14 protein-coding genes are annotated in these 16,592 nt (G+C 38.8%); 8 read left to right on the top strand and 6 right to left on the bottom strand.

What is annotated here, in order from left to right:
* Positions 1–279 precede the first annotated feature (279 nt).
* The 4 genes from AAEY57_RS16550 to AAEY57_RS16535 form a co-directional block, all read right to left on the bottom strand.
* Entirely contained in the window at positions 280–3,480 is a 3,201-nt protein-coding gene (locus AAEY57_RS16550; protein WP_350608288.1) for an efflux RND transporter permease subunit, read from the bottom strand.
* An 11-nt stretch (positions 3,481–3,491) separates the two neighbouring features.
* Positions 3,492–4,748 (bottom strand): efflux RND transporter periplasmic adaptor subunit, encoded by a 1,257-nt coding sequence (locus AAEY57_RS16545; protein ID WP_350608287.1) that lies wholly within the window; start codon positions 4,746–4,748, stop codon positions 3,492–3,494.
* Between the two features lie 64 nt (positions 4,749–4,812).
* A complete protein-coding gene (locus tag AAEY57_RS16540; RefSeq protein ID WP_350608286.1) occupies positions 4,813–6,030 on the bottom strand; it encodes a TolC family protein in 1,218 nt (405 codons plus the stop codon).
* Between the two features lie 83 nt (positions 6,031–6,113).
* Positions 6,114–6,473 (bottom strand): hypothetical protein, encoded by a 360-nt coding sequence (locus AAEY57_RS16535; RefSeq protein ID WP_502935497.1) that lies wholly within the window; start codon positions 6,471–6,473, stop codon positions 6,114–6,116.
* Positions 6,474–6,629: 156 nt separating this feature from the next.
* Here AAEY57_RS16535 and AAEY57_RS16530 point away from each other — a divergent pair, with 156 nt between their 5' ends.
* The 5 genes from AAEY57_RS16530 to AAEY57_RS16510 all read left to right on the top strand — a co-directional run bounded on the left by AAEY57_RS16530 (position 6,630) and on the right by AAEY57_RS16510 (position 13,380).
* A complete protein-coding gene (locus tag AAEY57_RS16530) occupies positions 6,630–7,529 on the top strand; it encodes a cation efflux transmembrane domain-containing protein (protein ID WP_350608284.1) in 900 nt (299 codons plus the stop codon).
* An 83-nt stretch (positions 7,530–7,612) separates the two neighbouring features.
* Positions 7,613–7,909 (top strand): hypothetical protein, encoded by a 297-nt coding sequence (locus AAEY57_RS16525; RefSeq protein ID WP_350608283.1) that lies wholly within the window; start codon positions 7,613–7,615, stop codon positions 7,907–7,909.
* Positions 7,910–7,981: 72 nt separating this feature from the next.
* Entirely contained in the window at positions 7,982–9,274 is a 1,293-nt protein-coding gene (locus AAEY57_RS16520; protein ID WP_350608282.1) for a TolC family protein, read from the top strand.
* Positions 9,275–9,344: 70 nt separating this feature from the next.
* A complete protein-coding gene (locus AAEY57_RS16515) occupies positions 9,345–10,241 on the top strand; it encodes an efflux RND transporter periplasmic adaptor subunit (RefSeq protein WP_350608281.1) in 897 nt (298 codons plus the stop codon).
* Positions 10,242–10,251: 10 nt separating this feature from the next.
* Positions 10,252–13,380 (top strand): efflux RND transporter permease subunit, encoded by a 3,129-nt coding sequence (locus AAEY57_RS16510; protein WP_024602003.1) that lies wholly within the window; start codon positions 10,252–10,254, stop codon positions 13,378–13,380.
* Between the two features lie 84 nt (positions 13,381–13,464).
* Here AAEY57_RS16510 and AAEY57_RS16505 read toward each other — a convergent pair whose 3' ends face one another.
* Both AAEY57_RS16505 and AAEY57_RS16500 read right to left on the bottom strand, forming a co-directional pair.
* On the bottom strand, positions 13,465–14,352 hold the full coding sequence (locus AAEY57_RS16505) for a cation diffusion facilitator family transporter (protein ID WP_002962252.1): 888 nt from the start codon (positions 14,350–14,352) through the stop codon (positions 13,465–13,467).
* Positions 14,339–15,070 (bottom strand): transglutaminase-like domain-containing protein, encoded by a 732-nt coding sequence (locus tag AAEY57_RS16500; RefSeq protein WP_036972175.1) that lies wholly within the window; start codon positions 15,068–15,070, stop codon positions 14,339–14,341. Before AAEY57_RS16500 ends, AAEY57_RS16505 begins: the two co-directional genes overlap by 14 nt.
* A gap of 78 nt (positions 15,071–15,148) precedes the next feature.
* Here AAEY57_RS16500 and cadR point away from each other — a divergent pair, with 78 nt between their 5' ends.
* The 3 genes from cadR to AAEY57_RS16485 all read left to right on the top strand — a co-directional run bounded on the left by cadR (position 15,149) and on the right by AAEY57_RS16485 (position 16,465).
* Positions 15,149–15,538 carry a Cd(II)/Pb(II)-responsive transcriptional regulator gene (gene cadR / locus AAEY57_RS16495; protein ID WP_248534783.1) on the top strand — a complete coding sequence of 130 codons (390 nt, stop codon included), beginning with the start codon at positions 15,149–15,151 and terminating at the stop codon, positions 15,536–15,538.
* Positions 15,539–15,580: 42 nt separating this feature from the next.
* Positions 15,581–15,958 carry a MerR family transcriptional regulator gene (locus AAEY57_RS16490; RefSeq protein ID WP_248534781.1) on the top strand — a complete coding sequence of 126 codons (378 nt, stop codon included), beginning with the start codon at positions 15,581–15,583 and terminating at the stop codon, positions 15,956–15,958.
* A gap of 102 nt (positions 15,959–16,060) precedes the next feature.
* Positions 16,061–16,465, top strand: coding sequence for a MerC family mercury resistance protein (locus AAEY57_RS16485; RefSeq protein ID WP_350608280.1), 405 nt, complete (start codon positions 16,061–16,063; stop codon positions 16,463–16,465).
* Positions 16,466–16,592 lie beyond the last annotated feature (127 nt).

The following is a 16,592-nucleotide window of genomic DNA, read 5'->3' as shown; positions in this document are numbered from 1 at the left end:
CCATCCTAGATGGTTTTAAACTAAGAACATACCCAAGACAATTTATTAAAAATTAGTTTTTACACAGTCTGTGCCATAAGCCGACCTTGAGACACATAGAGATTAAGACTGCAAAGATACGAAAGCGGAAGTTAGCTTTGGCCTGTTTAACGACAAATATTCCGACAAAGCAGTCATGACTATTAGTTTATTGTTAAATCTAATCTTTCTTTTCGTTCATCTACTCAATAACCCCACGCTAAACGTGACTTTAGCGTGGGGTTAGAGTTCACAGTAATTTTATCTGGATAGCTCTTTTATTTTTTTCTCTGAAAACCAGCGATATAAAACAGGTAAAACAAATAATGTTAACAGTGTTGCAGTTACCAAGCCGCCAACAATAACACTCGCTAATGGGCGCTGTATTTCTGCACCAACACCATTAGACATTAACATCGGTATCAAACCTAAAGCTGATGTTATAGCAGTCATAAGTACAGGTCTTAATCTTGAAGTAGCGCCTTCAAAAACGGCTTTAGATGCTTCTAGACCGTCTTTAATACGTTGGTTGATACTTTCTACCATAACGACCCCATTCAATACCGCTACACCAAATAAGGTAATAAAGCCAACGGAGCTTGGTACGGATAGATATTGTCCTGATATGTACAAAGAAAATACGCCACCAATAACGGCAAGTGGCACATTAACTAAAATCAGCATAGCTTGACCAAGGGAGCTAAAAGCAAAGTAAAGTAACAATGCAATTAGCGCTAAAGATAAAGGTACAACGATAGCTAGTCTTTTTTGAGCACGCTGTTGGCTTTCGAATTGTCCACCTATTGCTACCGAGTAGCCTGAAGGTAGGTCAACTTTCTCAGCAATAACTTTTCTGATGTCGGCTACTACACTACCCATATCTCTATTCTGAACGTTTGCTTGAATAACGACACGCCTTTGAACATCATCGCGCCTTACTTGAGGAGGACCTGATTCAAATGAAACAGTTGCAACATCACCTAAGCGTACCCAGGCGCCTGTTGGTGACTGAATTCGAATATCTGAAATAGCTTCCTTATTTTGTCGGTACTCTTCTTCAATACGCACGTAAATATCATAACGTTCATTGCCTTTGATGATTTGTCCAGCTTCAACCCCTCCAATACCATCTCGCACAACTTCCATTATATCAACAACTGAAAGTCCAAAGCGCGATAGCTCTTGCCTATTAGGTTTTACGACAAGTTGCGCTTCACCTGCAATTTGCTCAAGAGCAACATCTCTTGCACCATCAACACTCTTTATAGCCGCTTCGATCTCTTGTCCTTTAGCTGCTAAAACGTCTAACTCAGGGCCAAATAACTTTATCGCCAACTGAGCTTTTACGCCAGATAGTAACTCATCAACACGAGTCGCAATAGGTTGAGAAAAGTTTAGTAGTAAGCCAGGAAACTCCTCTAAAGATCTCTCCATTTTCCCTTGAAGTTCATATCGATTAGATGCACTGGTCCACTCAGAAACAGGCTTCAACCCTATGTAAATTTCTATGTTATTCACAGGCTCTGGATCTCCACCTATTTCGGCTCGACCAATTCGGCTTAATGCATAGGTTACTTCAGGAAAAGCCATTAGTTTTTCTTCTAGAATTGGTGCCACAGTGAGCGCGGTATCTAAACTGGAAGAAGGTGCCAGCGTTGCTCTTAAGTTTATCGTCCCTTCTTCTAACTCAGGTACAAATTCAGTACCAATTAATGGAACTAATGCAAAGGCAGAGAAAACTAATATAAGTGCGGCTGAAATGACTAACTTGGTGCGTTTTAGTGCGAATGTAAGCCCTTTTCTGTAGAGTTTGTCTAATGGCCTAAGAACAAAGCTTTCCCTCTCTTTTACACCTGACTTAAATAAATAAGTTGCCAGTGCAGGTACGATAAACAACGCAACCACAATCGCAGATACAACGGCTAAGATGATGCTTATTGCCATAGGTTGGAATAACTTTGCTTCAACCCCTTCAAAGCTGAACAATGGCGCAAATACGACTAAAATAATCGAGGCAGCAAAAAAGACGGGACGAGCCACTTCTTTACCTGCATTTTGCAGACGTAATTTAATGCCGTGCTCATCGTGTTCTACATCGTGCGGATCTGCGTCAGAAGTTGGAACACGTTCCTTTACCGATTTCGAATGTGTCGCGTCAGGTCTATTTAAATGTTTAAACATATTTTCAACCATAACCACTGAGCCATCTACAAGCATACCAATAGCGACCGCTATGCCACCCAGTGACATAAGGTTTGCAGAAATGCCCCACCAAGCCATGATCATTAACGCGATACCAATTGAAATTGGAATAGATATTAATACCAAGAAGGTTGCACGTAAATTCATTAAAAATAGTGCTAATACAATACAGATGAAAATAAATGCTAGTAATAGTGCATCAACCACTGTATTTACCGCTTTTTCAATCAAATCAGCCTGATCATAAAAAGGCTCAAAGCGAACACCTTTTGGCAATGCTTGATTAATTAATGGAATTCTTGCATTGATACCATCAATGGTGGCTTTAGTATTTGAACCCATGCGTTTTAAGACAATGCCAGAGACAACTTCGCCTAAATTTTCGACTTTACCGTCTTCGGTTTTGCGCGTCATGGTGACAGCACCTTGACGAATTTCACTGCCCATTTCAACTTTAGCAATATCTGAAACCGTAACAACCGTACCATCTACTGTTTTAACGGGAACTTGTTTGATATTACTGATGCCAGCCTCACCACTCTCAAACCAGCCTGTGCCTCTAATCACAAGCTGCTCTTGCCCACGGTTCATGTACCATCCGCCAACATTCGCATTGTTGTTATCTAGGGCACCAACAACGTCTTCTTGCGTTAGTTCATATGCTAAGAGCTTAGATGGATCGACATTGACTTGGTATTGCCTAACATTACCACCAAAAGATAATACATCAGTGACTCCATCGACAGGCATAACGAGTAACTTAACAATCCAATCGTTAAGGCTTCGAAGCGCCATAGCATCATAACCTGCACCTTTATCTGAAATAAGAAGATACTGAAATACTTGGCCCAGCCCAGAGGTGTTTGGTCCCATTTCGGGTGTGCCGACACCTTCTGGTATCAGTTCTTTTGCGGCTTGAAGACGCTCAAATACGAGTTGTCTTGCAAAGTAAATGTCGGTGCCTTCTTTGAAAACAACCGTAACGCCAGACAAGCCTGTTTTAGAAATTGAGCGCACTTGTTCTACATCAGGTAGGGCATACATTACCGCTTCAATGGGGTACGTAATGAGTTGTTCAACTTCTTCAGCAGCCAGTCCTGGCGCTTCAGTATTTACAGCAACTTGAACATTAGTAACATCAGGAAAGGCATCCAAATTTAATTTTGGGATCACCATAACTGCACCAACCATAGTGGCAAACAGCGCAATCAAAATCAGGAGTCTATTATTAACAGACCAATCTATTATTTTATTAAACATAGTCTTGCTCCCTAGTGGTTGTGCGGATCAAATCCGCCTTTAGCGATTTCAGACGCAACAAAAAATGCGCCTTTAGTTACAATTCGCGTTCCACTATCAAGGCCAATGATTTCTCTAAAACCACCTAAGGCTCGGCCTAGTTCTATTTCTACAGCTTTAAATTCTCCAGGGTGGTCTTCGACAAATACTGTCCAATCACCATCTGCGCTGCGGATCAATGCTTCTTCTGGCACAGCCATCACTTTCTGCTTTGTGGCAAACTGAAAGTAAACTTTTACAAACATGCCTGAATGAAGATTATCATCCGAATTATCTACTCCTAACCTAATAATTCGAGTACGAGTAATAGGGTCAATTGTATGGGCTTCTTGGATAACTTTGGCATTGTAACTCTGGCCTTCTAATTTAAGTACCGCAGGAGAATCAATTGATAAATTCAGCTTTTTATTTGGAGAAACTTTTGCTTCAACCCATAGTTGTTTTTCATCTGCTAACAACATTACTGAATCCCCAGCATCAACACGTTGCCCTTGGATAAAGTCGTCTTGAAGCACGACACCTTCACGGTGCGCCGTTAATGCATATTGTCCAAATGCTTTAATGTCTTTGTTAGAAATACCATTTATTGCTTTTTCAGTTAACCCTAAAGCAATGAGCTTGCCATAGCTCGCATTGTATGTTGTTTCAGCTTGTAATAATCGACTTTCACTCACCGTCTTATTACCCAGCTTTTTTACACGTTGCCATTCGGTTGAAGCGATTAAATAGTCAGCTTGTGCTTGTGCCATTGCTTCACTAAATAATGTAACTAACTTCTGACCTATTTCTACATACTCGCCAAGCGCTGCATGGCGACTGATAATGACTGACTCTGTACGTGGTGATACCACATAACTTTTATAGCCATTAGCTTTTATTTCGCCAGGTGCATATACGGAGCTAAATTGATATTCAGGCTTAACACTTTCCACTTTAATGTTAGCAAGCGACATCTTCTTTGGATCAATAGTGATACCTTCTTCATGTCCTTCTTCTCCCTCTTTATTACCACCTTCATGGCCGTGCTCGTCATGGTCACCTTTATCTTCTTCATGTCCCTTTTCGTGTTCATGCTCATCTTGATGTTCTTTTTCTTCTTGTTTCGAAACGTTTGTGACAGAACCAGTTCCATCTGACGACTGTGCAAAAGCATCATGATTTGTAGTAAACCCAACTAACAGGCAGCTAATTACTACGGCTAAAAATTTTTTACTAATTACTGTATTCATTTTTGTAACCTATATTTTTAATAAATTTAAGATTTCGTTTTTCGCTACTGAAAAAACAAAGCGCTCAAATCTCAAATTTGGATAACTGACCCATACTTAAAATGAAGGATATTTCTGCAAGCTTGAATTGATTTTCCAAACGTATTCCTGCATGAAGCCCTTCCGCACGTTGATTTAATGCAAGTAAGTAGTCAGAAGTATTAATGTCACCAGCTTCCCAGCGCTTATTTAATAAGTTTTCGCTGCTATCTAATCTGCCTTGTGTGAGTTTTTGCCATTGCTCATAATATTTTTTACTGACAATAAGCGATTCATAATTAGCTTTTGCTTCAAAAGACTGCTTTCGATAAACCGACCGAAAGTTAGCCTCTGCTGCAATTGCTTCTGAATAAGCGGCTTTAACAGTATCTGAATAGTTATTTCTGATATTTAAAGGCATTGAGAAAGTCACGCCAATCAAGTCTTCATCTCCACTTTTCCCTGCGTTAACTCCAATGGTTGGATTGGCTTTAGATTCCATAGTGGTTAGTTGAGCTTTAGATTGTTTTATCTTCCATTGCGCTCTAGCGAGTTTAACTTTTGGATGTTCCTCAACCCACTGAGAGTTAAATGAATAGTTTGTTGCTCCAAAAGTAAATGAAAACAAATTGGTAGTATTAGGCGTCCAATCAGGCAATAACTCCTGAACATTTACCTCTGCATTTTTCAAAGCAATTTGCGACTCAGATATTTCACTGAAAACTTGGGACAAGTTTAAATAAACCAGTTCAGCGTCAAGTGGCTCTAAAAGTCCTGCTTTTCGCTTATCTTCAACAATGCCAAAGAGCGTTTGCAATTGCTCTTCTCTTTCTGAAAGTAACTGAGCAGCTTCTTTTGCTGCTTGCCAATTAACTAATGCAGTTAAAGCGTTAGCCTTTTTAGAATCGAGTAAAGATAACAATTGTTGCTGGTTTACATAGACATCAATTTCACCAATGCTTTTATTTGCTGATTGCTTATCCCAGAAATCAATTGTTTGGCTGATACCAATGGAGTAATTATCAAAATCACCTTCTTTTTCATAACTAGCTTCTAGCTCTGGGTTATAAACGGCTTGAGTTAAACCTTTGGCTCTATGACTACTTGCATTAAGTAACTCTTTAGCCGCAACAACTTCGGGATCTTTATTTATTTGACTATCTAGCCATGAAATACTTTTCTGTTTGGCATAAGTGGCAACTGAAAAACTCACAGCCATACATAAAGACAGGACTAAACCTACATTTTTTAAATATATATACATAAAAATTCTTAATTTTAAAATTAATAAACACGAACCCTTTATCCATTATTAAAGGATAAATAGGTCATTAAAAATTAATCTAATTAAGAAATAGGCGGACGAAGTATAGCTTCAAGAAAGGTACTTGTTTGATCAATTTGATAAGGCGTTTTATTGATAATATTTAGCTTACCATCGACATTGGAATTACTGACTAAAATCCAAGATAAGTGGCTGCCACTGCAATGACCACAGTGATGACAATCTTTTTCATTATGCTGCTCATCACCTACATTATCATTTGAGACATTTCGATCATCTGCATGATCATGTTGAGTTTGAAGGTGCTCTATATCTACCTGGTGATTCTCAGATGTTGCGGATACAACAGCAGTTAACGATTGCAAAACAATCGAAACGACTAAGAGCATTTTTAGTACAACATTAAGGTTCAAAGTTATCACCAGTTAAATATAGTATTTAAAATACTAGCAGAAACTATTTACTTAAACTAGCATTTCCAGTCAGTTTCCACGCTTTTACATTAAATAATTTTTTATTTGACTCTATAGCCACTATAGATTTTATACTTATTTTAATATTATTACGGAATGTTAAATATGTCAGAAAAATGTAGTGGTCAGTGTCAATCATCTTCTACCAATGAAGATGTAAAAATTGATACACAATTAGATAACTATAGTGGCGCGTTTGTCAGTACATTTAAAGTACCTCAAATGGACTGTCCTTCAGAAGAGAGATTGATTAGGTTAGCACTTGACTCAATTGAGCCTTCAGTTGGGTTGCAATTTGATATTCCTAGCCGTTTAGTCAAGGTTTTTCATGATGAAAATTTAGATGAGATAACAAAAAAATTACAACAACTCAATCTCGGTGCAGAGTTGGCATCAACTAAAGAAAGTTGCAGCACCGAAGCTGCAAAAGCAAAAGATCTAGCCCAAAAAAATGAGATGAAAGAAGCATCAACCCTAAAATGGTTGTTAGCCATTAATGGAGTCATGTTTTTTATAGAAGTAATTGCTGGGATTATTGCGCAATCTGCTGGCCTAATTGCAGACTCATTAGATATGTTTGCTGATGCTGCTGTTTATGGTTTAGCTATATATGCTGTCGGTAAAAGCATAAGCATGAAACTTAGAGCGGCACATATATCTGGTGTGCTTCAAGTTATTCTAGCGCTAAGTGCTTTGAGCGAAGTCGTAAGACGCTTTGTTTACGGTAGTGAACCGATCTCTTCTTTAATGATGATATTTGGTGGAATAGCACTAATCGCTAACATTGCTTGTCTATTTTTAATATTTGGTAATAAAGAAGACGGCGCTCATATGAAAGCGAGTTGGATTTTTTCCGCAAATGACGTAATCGCAAACGTAGGTGTAATCTTAGCTGGCTTATTAGTTACAGTAACTAGCAGCCGTTATCCAGATTTAGTGATTGGTTTGATAATTGCTCTTGTCGTTTTAAACGGTGCTCGCCGCATCTTACAGCTAAAGTATTAAGCAGAGAAATGAAAATAATGCACTCATCGTATATCAAATCAAATATATCATACGTGATAATGATTTTAATCGCGGTGCAGTCTGTGTTTTTTTCGCTAGAAGAGCTTGAAATAAACTTAAGTGAAAGTTCTTTTAGTTCATCACTAACTAAGTCTATTACCCCGCTAAAAGCTCCAGAAGACTCCAATATGCTTGAGGTGAATAATAGCAACTCTTCAATTGATAATTGTAATTTTTGTTGCTGTTGTCACTTATTTTTAAATGCTGATTCTTCCTGTAACATTTTCCAAGCAACAGATCACTTCCTTACCTACGCCTTAGTTTCTCCTGAGCTAAAAGGCTATATCTCGGTGCCACTCCGCCCACCTAAATACGCCTAAATTTATAGAAAATTAAGAAAGGTCAAATGTTAATGACCTAAATATCACATATAAATTTATAGGAAAGTATACATGGCACTTAATACCTGTGTGCATCGCAAGATAGCAATTTTAAGGTGTGTAACACCTCGGCTTAAATATATCGCGTTTCTCGCTTTGTCACTTTTTACATTTAATGTTTATGCCTTTGAGAAGCAGTTAAACCTTCAAGAGGCAATTCAGTGGACGCTTAAACAAAATCCAGAACTTAAAATATTTGATTTCAAACAAACCGCATTAATTGGACGAGAACAAATCGCAAGTTTAAATCCCGCTTATGAACTAGAAGTTGAAGCTGAGAACTTTGCAGGCTCAGGTGAATTTAATGCATTCGACAGTGCTGAATTAACAGTCGCTCTATCTTCGGTTATCGAAATGGGAGATAAACGCTCAGCGCGGATTGGACTTGTTTCAAAATCAAGAGCACTACTCAATGCTGAGAAAGAAGTCTCTGCGCTTAATTTAATGGCTCAAGTCACTGAGAAGTACGTGGAAGTACTTGCAGCCCAACAAAGAGTGATATTGGCAGATAATGCATTGAGCTTAGCACAAGAAACGTTAGAGATTGTATCTCAGCGTAACCGCGCAGGTGCTACTCCTGAGGCTGAAGTGAAACGCTCAAAAGCAGTTATTGCTCAGGCTAACCTCACCCTTCAATCTGAACAAAAGCGCTTGGAATATCTAAAGCTTTCTTTATCAGCTTACTGGGGAGAAACATCAGTGTCATTCTCTAGAGTAACTGGAGATCTGTTTCAGTTTGGCAATGATAGTGATTTTAGTAGTCTCTTTGCGAAATTAGAGAAAAACCCTGCTATTCAAGTTTATGCAAGTGAGCAGCGACTAAAAGAGGCCGAGTTACAGTTGGCTAAAACAGAGTCAACGGCCAATATCAAATGGTCTGTTGGTGTTAGGCGCTCTCAAGAAGCCAATGATACGGCACTGGTCGCTGGCTTTAGCTTACCTTTGTTTGCTGAAAAGCGAAATTCTGGCGCAATCGCTAGTGCGCTAGCAGAGCGTGACCAAGTTGCCATAGAGAAAGAGGCGACTAAGTTAAGATTTAGAAATCACTTACTACGAGCATACTCCAATAGAAAACAAGCCATATTAACAGCTAATTCATTAAAGCAGTCGGTTATCCCAATGCTTGAAGATGCACTGGAAGATACTCAAGACGCCTATCAAAAAGGTCGATATGGATATCTTGATTATGTATCGGCTAGACAAGAGCTGTTAAATGCTCGGCGAACCCTCATTGATGCGGCATCTGCTGCCCTAATTTATGGCGCAGAGATAGAAAAACTAACAAACGAAGCGCTGTCACTCTAAATAAACATCACTTTAAGTTTAATAACAATTTATTGATTCAGTTATTAACTGAATCGTTTAGGAATTCAAAATGAAAAACTATTTACTCGCACTATTGATTTTTATTGGGTATCTATCACCCATTCAAAGTGTTTTCGCTAGTGAAGATGAACATGAAGGCGAAGAAGGCATAAGCAAAATCGACAATAACATGGCAAAAAAGGTTGGTGTTGAAACAGCCTATTTAGCTTCAAAAACGTTGAACCAAACTATCCCTGTATACGGCGCTACGACGATAGGCGCTGAACAATTATTTCAAGTTGGCGCTAGATATAACGGCGTTATAAAGACAATAAACTTCACTGTTGGTGATAAGGTAAAAAAAGGAGATCTATTAGCCGTTATTGAATCTAATGAAAGCTTAAATACCTATAAAATAACATCCCCTGTTTCTGGGACTGTTTTACAGCGAAATGGAAATATTGGCGGTATCACGCAAAACACTAGCTTGTTTGAAATCGTCAATTTTGACACCTTGTGGGCTGAATTTAAGGTGTTTACCAGCCAATATAATCAAATCAAAGTCGGTCAACCTGTTGATATTGAGCATGGTGAACAGGCATTCAACTCAACCATCACCAATATAATTCCAGCTAAAGATCAGTCTTATGTTTTAGCACGTGTACGTTTAAATAACACTGAGCTAAACCTAACCTCAGGCCAATTATTAATGGGCAGCGTAAAGATAAACCGATTTGAGGTGGATTTAGCCGTCGAGAAAGTTGCGATACAAGAACTGGGAGGACAATTTGGTGTCTTTGTAAAAGAAGATGAAGAGTACGAGTTTGCGCCACTTGTGCTCGGACGTTCAGACAAAAACTATATCGAGGTCATTGATGGCCTCAGTAAAGACGCTGAATATGTAAACAAAAACAGTTATCTGATAAAAGCGGATATTTTGAAATCTGAAGTAGAAGACGACGATTAGGAGACGCAATATGATTGAATCAATTTTGCGTCTTGCAATAAATAGACGCTATTTAGTATTAAGTCTGCTGATGGTAATCATCGGCGTTGGCATGTGGAGTTATCAAAAACTTCCCATTGATGCTGTTCCAGATATAACAAACGTGCAGGTACAAATAAACACTTCTGCCCCCGGTTATTCACCTTTGGAAGCGGAACAAAGGGTGACCTTTCCTGTAGAAACCGCCTTAGCCGGATTGCCAAAGCTGTCTCACACCCGCTCCCTGTCAAGATATGGATTATCTCAAGTAACCGTTATCTTTGAAGAGGGAACCGATATTTATTTTGCTCGCAACTTAATCAATGCAAGATTAGCTGCGATAAAAGGCGTTATTCCCTCTGGCTTAGAGCCAGAAATGGGTCCTATTTCGACAGGGCTTGGCGAAATATTTATGTATACCGTACAAGCTTCTCCTGACGCTAAAATGCCTAATGGAGAGCCTTATACCGCTATTGCCTTAAGAGAAATACAAGACTGGATCATTAAACCGCAATTGGCTCAAGTTAAAGGCGTCATTGAGGTCAACAGTATCGGCGGCTACAACAAGCAATATCACATAACGCCTAAACCCGAAAAATTACTTTTTCATCAGGTAACCTTTGAAGAAATATCTGATGCATTACGTAAAAACAATGACAACCGTGGCGCAGGTTATATCGAACAAAACGGACAGCAAGTTTTAGTACGCTCCATTGGGCAACTAGCGACAATAGATGAGATCCTCAATGTCATCATCAAAAAGAACGATGGTATTCCTGTAAAAATAAGTGATGTTGCCAATGTTGCTATAGGCAAAGAACTTAGAACAGGGGCTGCTACTCGTAATGGCATTGAGACGGTGCTTGGTACAACCATGATGCTGATTGGTGAGAATTCTCGCACCGTTGCTTTAGAAGTGGAACATAAGCTCAGCGAAATACAAAAATCTCTGCCAAAGGGCATTACCGCAGAGCCTGTTTACGACAGAACAACGTTAGTAGATAAAGCGATTGCAACCGTTACCAAAAACCTCGTTGAAGGTGCGCTTTTAGTTATTGTTGTGTTATTTATTCTACTTGGAAATTTACGTGCAGCTCTCATTACCGCTGCTGTTATCCCTATTTCCATGTTAATGACAATCACAGGTATGGTGCAAGCAGGAGTATCTGCCAATTTAATGAGTCTCGGCGCATTGGACTTTGGCTTGATAGTGGACGGGGCTGTAATCATCGTTGAAAACTCTGTCCGTAGGTTAGCACAGGCCCAACACAACGGTCATAGGCAAGACTTAAGAGAACGCCTAAATACCGTTTTTGAAGCCACTTCAGAAGTGATACGTCCAAGCTTGTTTGGTGTGGCAATTATCACTGTTGTTTACATCCCCATTTTCACGCTAACTGGCGTTGAAGGGAAAATGTTCCACCCTATGGCGGCAACTGTCGTTATGGCGTTAATTTCCGCAATGATCCTTTCAGTTACACTGGTTCCTGCTGCTGTAGCTGTGTTTATGAAAGGTAAAATCAGCGAAAAAGAAAGTGTAGTTATTCGTTCAACCAAGTCTATTTATGAACCATTGTTAAAAATGGCGATGAAATTTCGTTGGATTATTGTTTCATTCTCAACGCTGTTAATGGGGTATAGCCTTTGGTTAGCAACTACGCTTGGGACAGAATTTGTTCCTCAATTAAATGAAGGTGATATTGCACTACAGGCATTAAGAATTCCATCGACTGGCCTAGAGCAATCAGTAGAAATGCAAGAAGTACTTGAGCAACGTATTAAAGCGTTTCCTGAAGTTGATAAAGTATTCTCGCGCATCGGCACACCAGAAGTAGCAACTGACCCAATGCCACCGAGTATTGCTGATATCTTTGTTATTTTAAAACCACGTAAAGATTGGGCCGAACCTTCAAAGCCAAAGAGTGAATTAGTTGAAGAAATGGAAGAGGTACTGAAAAACATTCCGGGCAACAACTATGAATTCACTCAGCCTATTCAAATGCGTTTCAATGAATTGATTTCTGGCGTTAGAGCTGATGTCGGCATCAAAATATTTGGTGATGATTTGGATCGGTTATTACTCACCGCAAAAGATATTCTAAATATAGTGAAAACCGTGGACGGTGCTGCTGATGCCCGAATGGAACAGGTCACAGGTGTTCCATCTTTATCAGTAATTCCTAAACGAGAAGCGCTTGGTAGGTATGGTTTGAGCGTTACCGAACTGCAAGACTGGGTTGCTACTGCAATTGGCGGTGAATCTGCGGGGATCATTTATGAAGGAGACAGACGATTTGAGTTAGTTGTTCGTCTACCGGAGCAAATAAGAACGGATATCGATAGCTTGAAGCATCTGCCGCTTCCACTTGAGAATGGTAACTATGTGCCACTTGAAGAAGTTGCAGAGCTTAAATCAGAGTCTTTACCTGCTCAAATTAGCCGTGAGAGAGGTAAAAGAAGAGTTGTGGTTACCGTCAATGTTCGTGGTAGAGATTTAGGCGGTTTTGTCAAAGAAGTGAAAGCTAAAATTAATCAGGAAGGAGAAATTCCAGCAGGATACTGGCTTGATTATGGCGGAACCTTTGAACAGCTAGAGTCAGCGAGTAAAAGATTAAGCTTAGTTGTGCCGATCACACTAATTGTTATCTTAGGTATTTTGGTTATTGCATTTGGTTCATTAAAAGATGCATTGATCATTTTCAGTGGTGTACCGTTAGCATTAACTGGGGGCGTAATTTCTCTTTATTTAAGAGACATGCCTTTATCTATTTCGGCAGGTGTCGGCTTCATAGCATTGTCAGGTGTTGCCGTATTAAATGGCTTGGTTATGTTGGCTTTTATTCGAGATCTTTGGCATGAAAAAGGCGACCTTTACGTAGCGATCATTGAAGGTGCCATCATTCGTTTAAGACCTATTTTAATGACGGCACTGGTCGCAAGTTTAGGTTTTATTCCAATGGCGTTAAACACTGGAATTGGTGCAGAAGTGCAACGACCACTAGCAACAGTTGTTATCGGCGGTATTGTATCTTCTACAATTTTAACTTTGTTTGTATTGCCTATTTTATATCAATGGGCGCATGGCGCTGAGAGTAGTAAACAGCAATCTGACGAAATTTAAAAACAAAAAAGCAGCTTAATTACTAGGTTATGCCTAATTAAGCTGCTTTTTATATTGTATGCTCCAAAATTTTATTGATAAAACTTACTCTGCTTCATCCCTACAATTTTCATTTAAAAACTCAAACTCTATCGTCGTATGCGATAAATGATAGGAAGATAATTTAGCTGCAACCTCTTGTTTAAGCTTAATTAATTCTTTAACGTCAAAGTTGTCACTCAGCTCAAGGTGCGCTGTTAAAACGTGACTTTCACCATCCAGTGACCAAAAATGCATATGGTGTATACCATTTACTTCAGGAAATTCAATTAATGACTGCTTAATACGCTCTTGGGTCTCTTTATCGGGTGCAGCTTGAAGAAAAAGCACCAATGTTGATTTAAGATTTTTGAAAACGTTAAATAAGATAAACAGCGTAAACCCTATTGATAATAGAGGATCTAATATCGGCAGTTCAACGAACAACAATACAATAGAGACTATAAGAACGGCAACCCAACCGAGTACATCTTCAAGTAGGTGCCATGTCAGCACTTTTTCATTTAGTGTTTCACCCGCTTTTAATTTGAATACCGCATAACCATTTACGGCAACACCGAGTATGGCTAGCCCTAACATCCCCTCAACTACAGGCATTTCAGGATTGGACAGCTTAGGTATTGCTTCAAATAAAACCCAAATAGAGCCGATAATCAAAACAATACTATTTACCAATGCACCAAAAAGTGTAAGTCGGCGATAACCATAGCTGAATTTGTCTGATGCTTCTTTATCTGAAAAACGACTTAAAATCCACGCAAAACCTATTGAAAGACTATCACCAAGATCGTGAACGGCATCCGCCATTATCGCCGTACTGTTTGTGAGCCAACCACCTATAAATTCGATAATGGTAAATATCACATTAAGGAAAAATGCCCAACCAATCCGGTCGTCTTTACCATGCTGATGACTGTGACTATGGTTGTGCATTTTGTACCTCCAGTACTTTTTTATTTCTTATTTTTGATACATTCATATTAATCAAATGTCGGATCACTCGTTGATACAACCAACGTTTTACACCTGATAGATTAGTACCTTTTTCGAGATAGAACTTATCTGGTGAATCATAAAGCCCAAAGTCGTCATGAATACCTTCTTTTTGAATATAGGTATCCTCTCCACGCCAATCCGTACCGGGTGAAGATAAGCACTTTGTTGCAACACCATAACCACAAAACTCATCTTTTGCTTGGCTAAATTTCTGCTGTAGTGAGCTTAAGTATTGCTCATCCAATATAAAGCCCTCTAAGTTTATCCAACGCCCTTCAAAGTAAACTTCTACCCAACTATGAATGATGTATTTAGGTGCTAACCAAAATACATAGCTTGGGATAGCACCTTTTTGTAGTTGCTGATCAATGGTAAAACCTTGGAAACGACACTGGATACCTAGTCCACGCAATAGTGCCATTAACAGATTACCCTTAGTATTACATTGTCCATAACCATCTGCTAGCACATCGCTTGCTGAAATATCATCACTCTTGTTATAGCCAAACATTATTTCATCTTTTACAAACTGATAAGCGGCACCAATTTTGTTGAAATTATCCAAATTTTTCCACCCTCGTTGATCGATCAGGGATTGGATATCTTTGTGTTCAAAATTAACGATATTCGTATTGTTTAAATATTTCTCAGTCATTTTTATATATCCCTTTCGTTGCATACCTATACTATAGATCCTATAGTAACTATAGAGTCAAATGTCTGGGGGAAATTGATGAAAATAGGCGAATTGTCAAAAAAATCGGGCTGTTCAATACAAACGATTAGATATTATGAAAGAGAAGGATTACTGTTAAATCCAAACCGTTCAGAAGGTAATTTCAGGCTGTATGATAGTAAAGCACTTAAACAATTGGAATTCGTAAAGCATTGTCGCAGCCTAGATATATCACTCAATGATATTAAACGTCTTATCGAATTAAAAAATAAGCCAGAAGAAAGCTGCTCTAGCGTTAATGCATTAATTGATCAGCAACTTGCACTAGTGAATAAACGTATGAAAGAATTAAGGGCGCTTAAAGCTGAATTACAACAGATGGCAAGTGCTTGTAGTTCAGACAATACAATTGAAGCGTGCGGCATCATCAAATCATTGGATAGCTAAACTAAATATAACTTTAGATTAGTAGTATTCACAAAGGCAATAATGAAAACCATTGGCAAATTAGCACAATCATTAAATTTAAATGTAGAAACCATTCGTTTTTATGGACGAGAAGGGCTGATTACACAACCTGAAAAACCAATATCTGGTTATAGACAATATGACGAAACAATAGCAGGACAACTTAGGTTTATCACAAAAGCCAAAGCGCTCGGCTTTACGTTAAGAGAAATAAAATCGCTAATGTCTATGGACAGCAACTGCACTCAAGTTGAGCTATTAAGCCGACAAAAGTTAGCAATCATTCGAGACAAAATTAATGACCTTCAACGTTTAGAGAAAGTAATTGTGGATATGACAAATACCTGTATGCAAAACGAAGATCCAACACATTGCCCCATAATTGATTCATTAAAATGATTGACTCCGTACTTATATACGGAGTTTAGAATGATGGTAATATCAACCAATAGACTTTCAAATGATAAATAAAATATTAGACAGAGTAGGCTCTAGTGGCGTTTGGCTAGCGGCACGGCCTGCTTCCCTGCATTAAGGTCACTTGCATCGGCATTAGGACTAGGCTTCTTCTCTCACTTCGAAGGAATAGCTGTAAATACGCTTTTACCTATTTTTGCATCTTTGGAACTATTGGTAAACTTATACAACTCGCACAAAAATAAAAACCATACCAGAGCTGTCTTCAGCATTCTAGGGCCTGTAGCAGTGCTATTAACGCTTTATCCTCTTTGGCTATATGATTGGAGCACATACCTATTTTACTTTGGTATTTGCTTAATGGTCGTTATGTCGGTTTTGGATATCGTAAAACCAGTAAGGGAGCAAACATGCAACGTATGGCTAATTGCCGTCGTTGAAACGATTAACGGTCAATGTCTGCTTTTCGCTCAAAGCCCCTTAGAGTAATTACGTTAACTTATTATGGGGCAGAAACGAGTTATATCTGAATAGCTGCTTTTGGCACAGACTGTGTGAAAACTCTGATCACCTTTTGGTCTAAGTATGTTCTGCTTATGATCTATTAATCTATACA

The sequence above is a fragment of the Pseudoalteromonas sp. MER144-MNA-CIBAN-0113 genome (genome assembly GCF_040308965.1).
GTDB lineage: Bacteria > Pseudomonadota > Gammaproteobacteria > Enterobacterales > Alteromonadaceae > Pseudoalteromonas > Pseudoalteromonas tetraodonis.
This window is presented reverse-complemented; position numbering and strand designations above follow the sequence as displayed.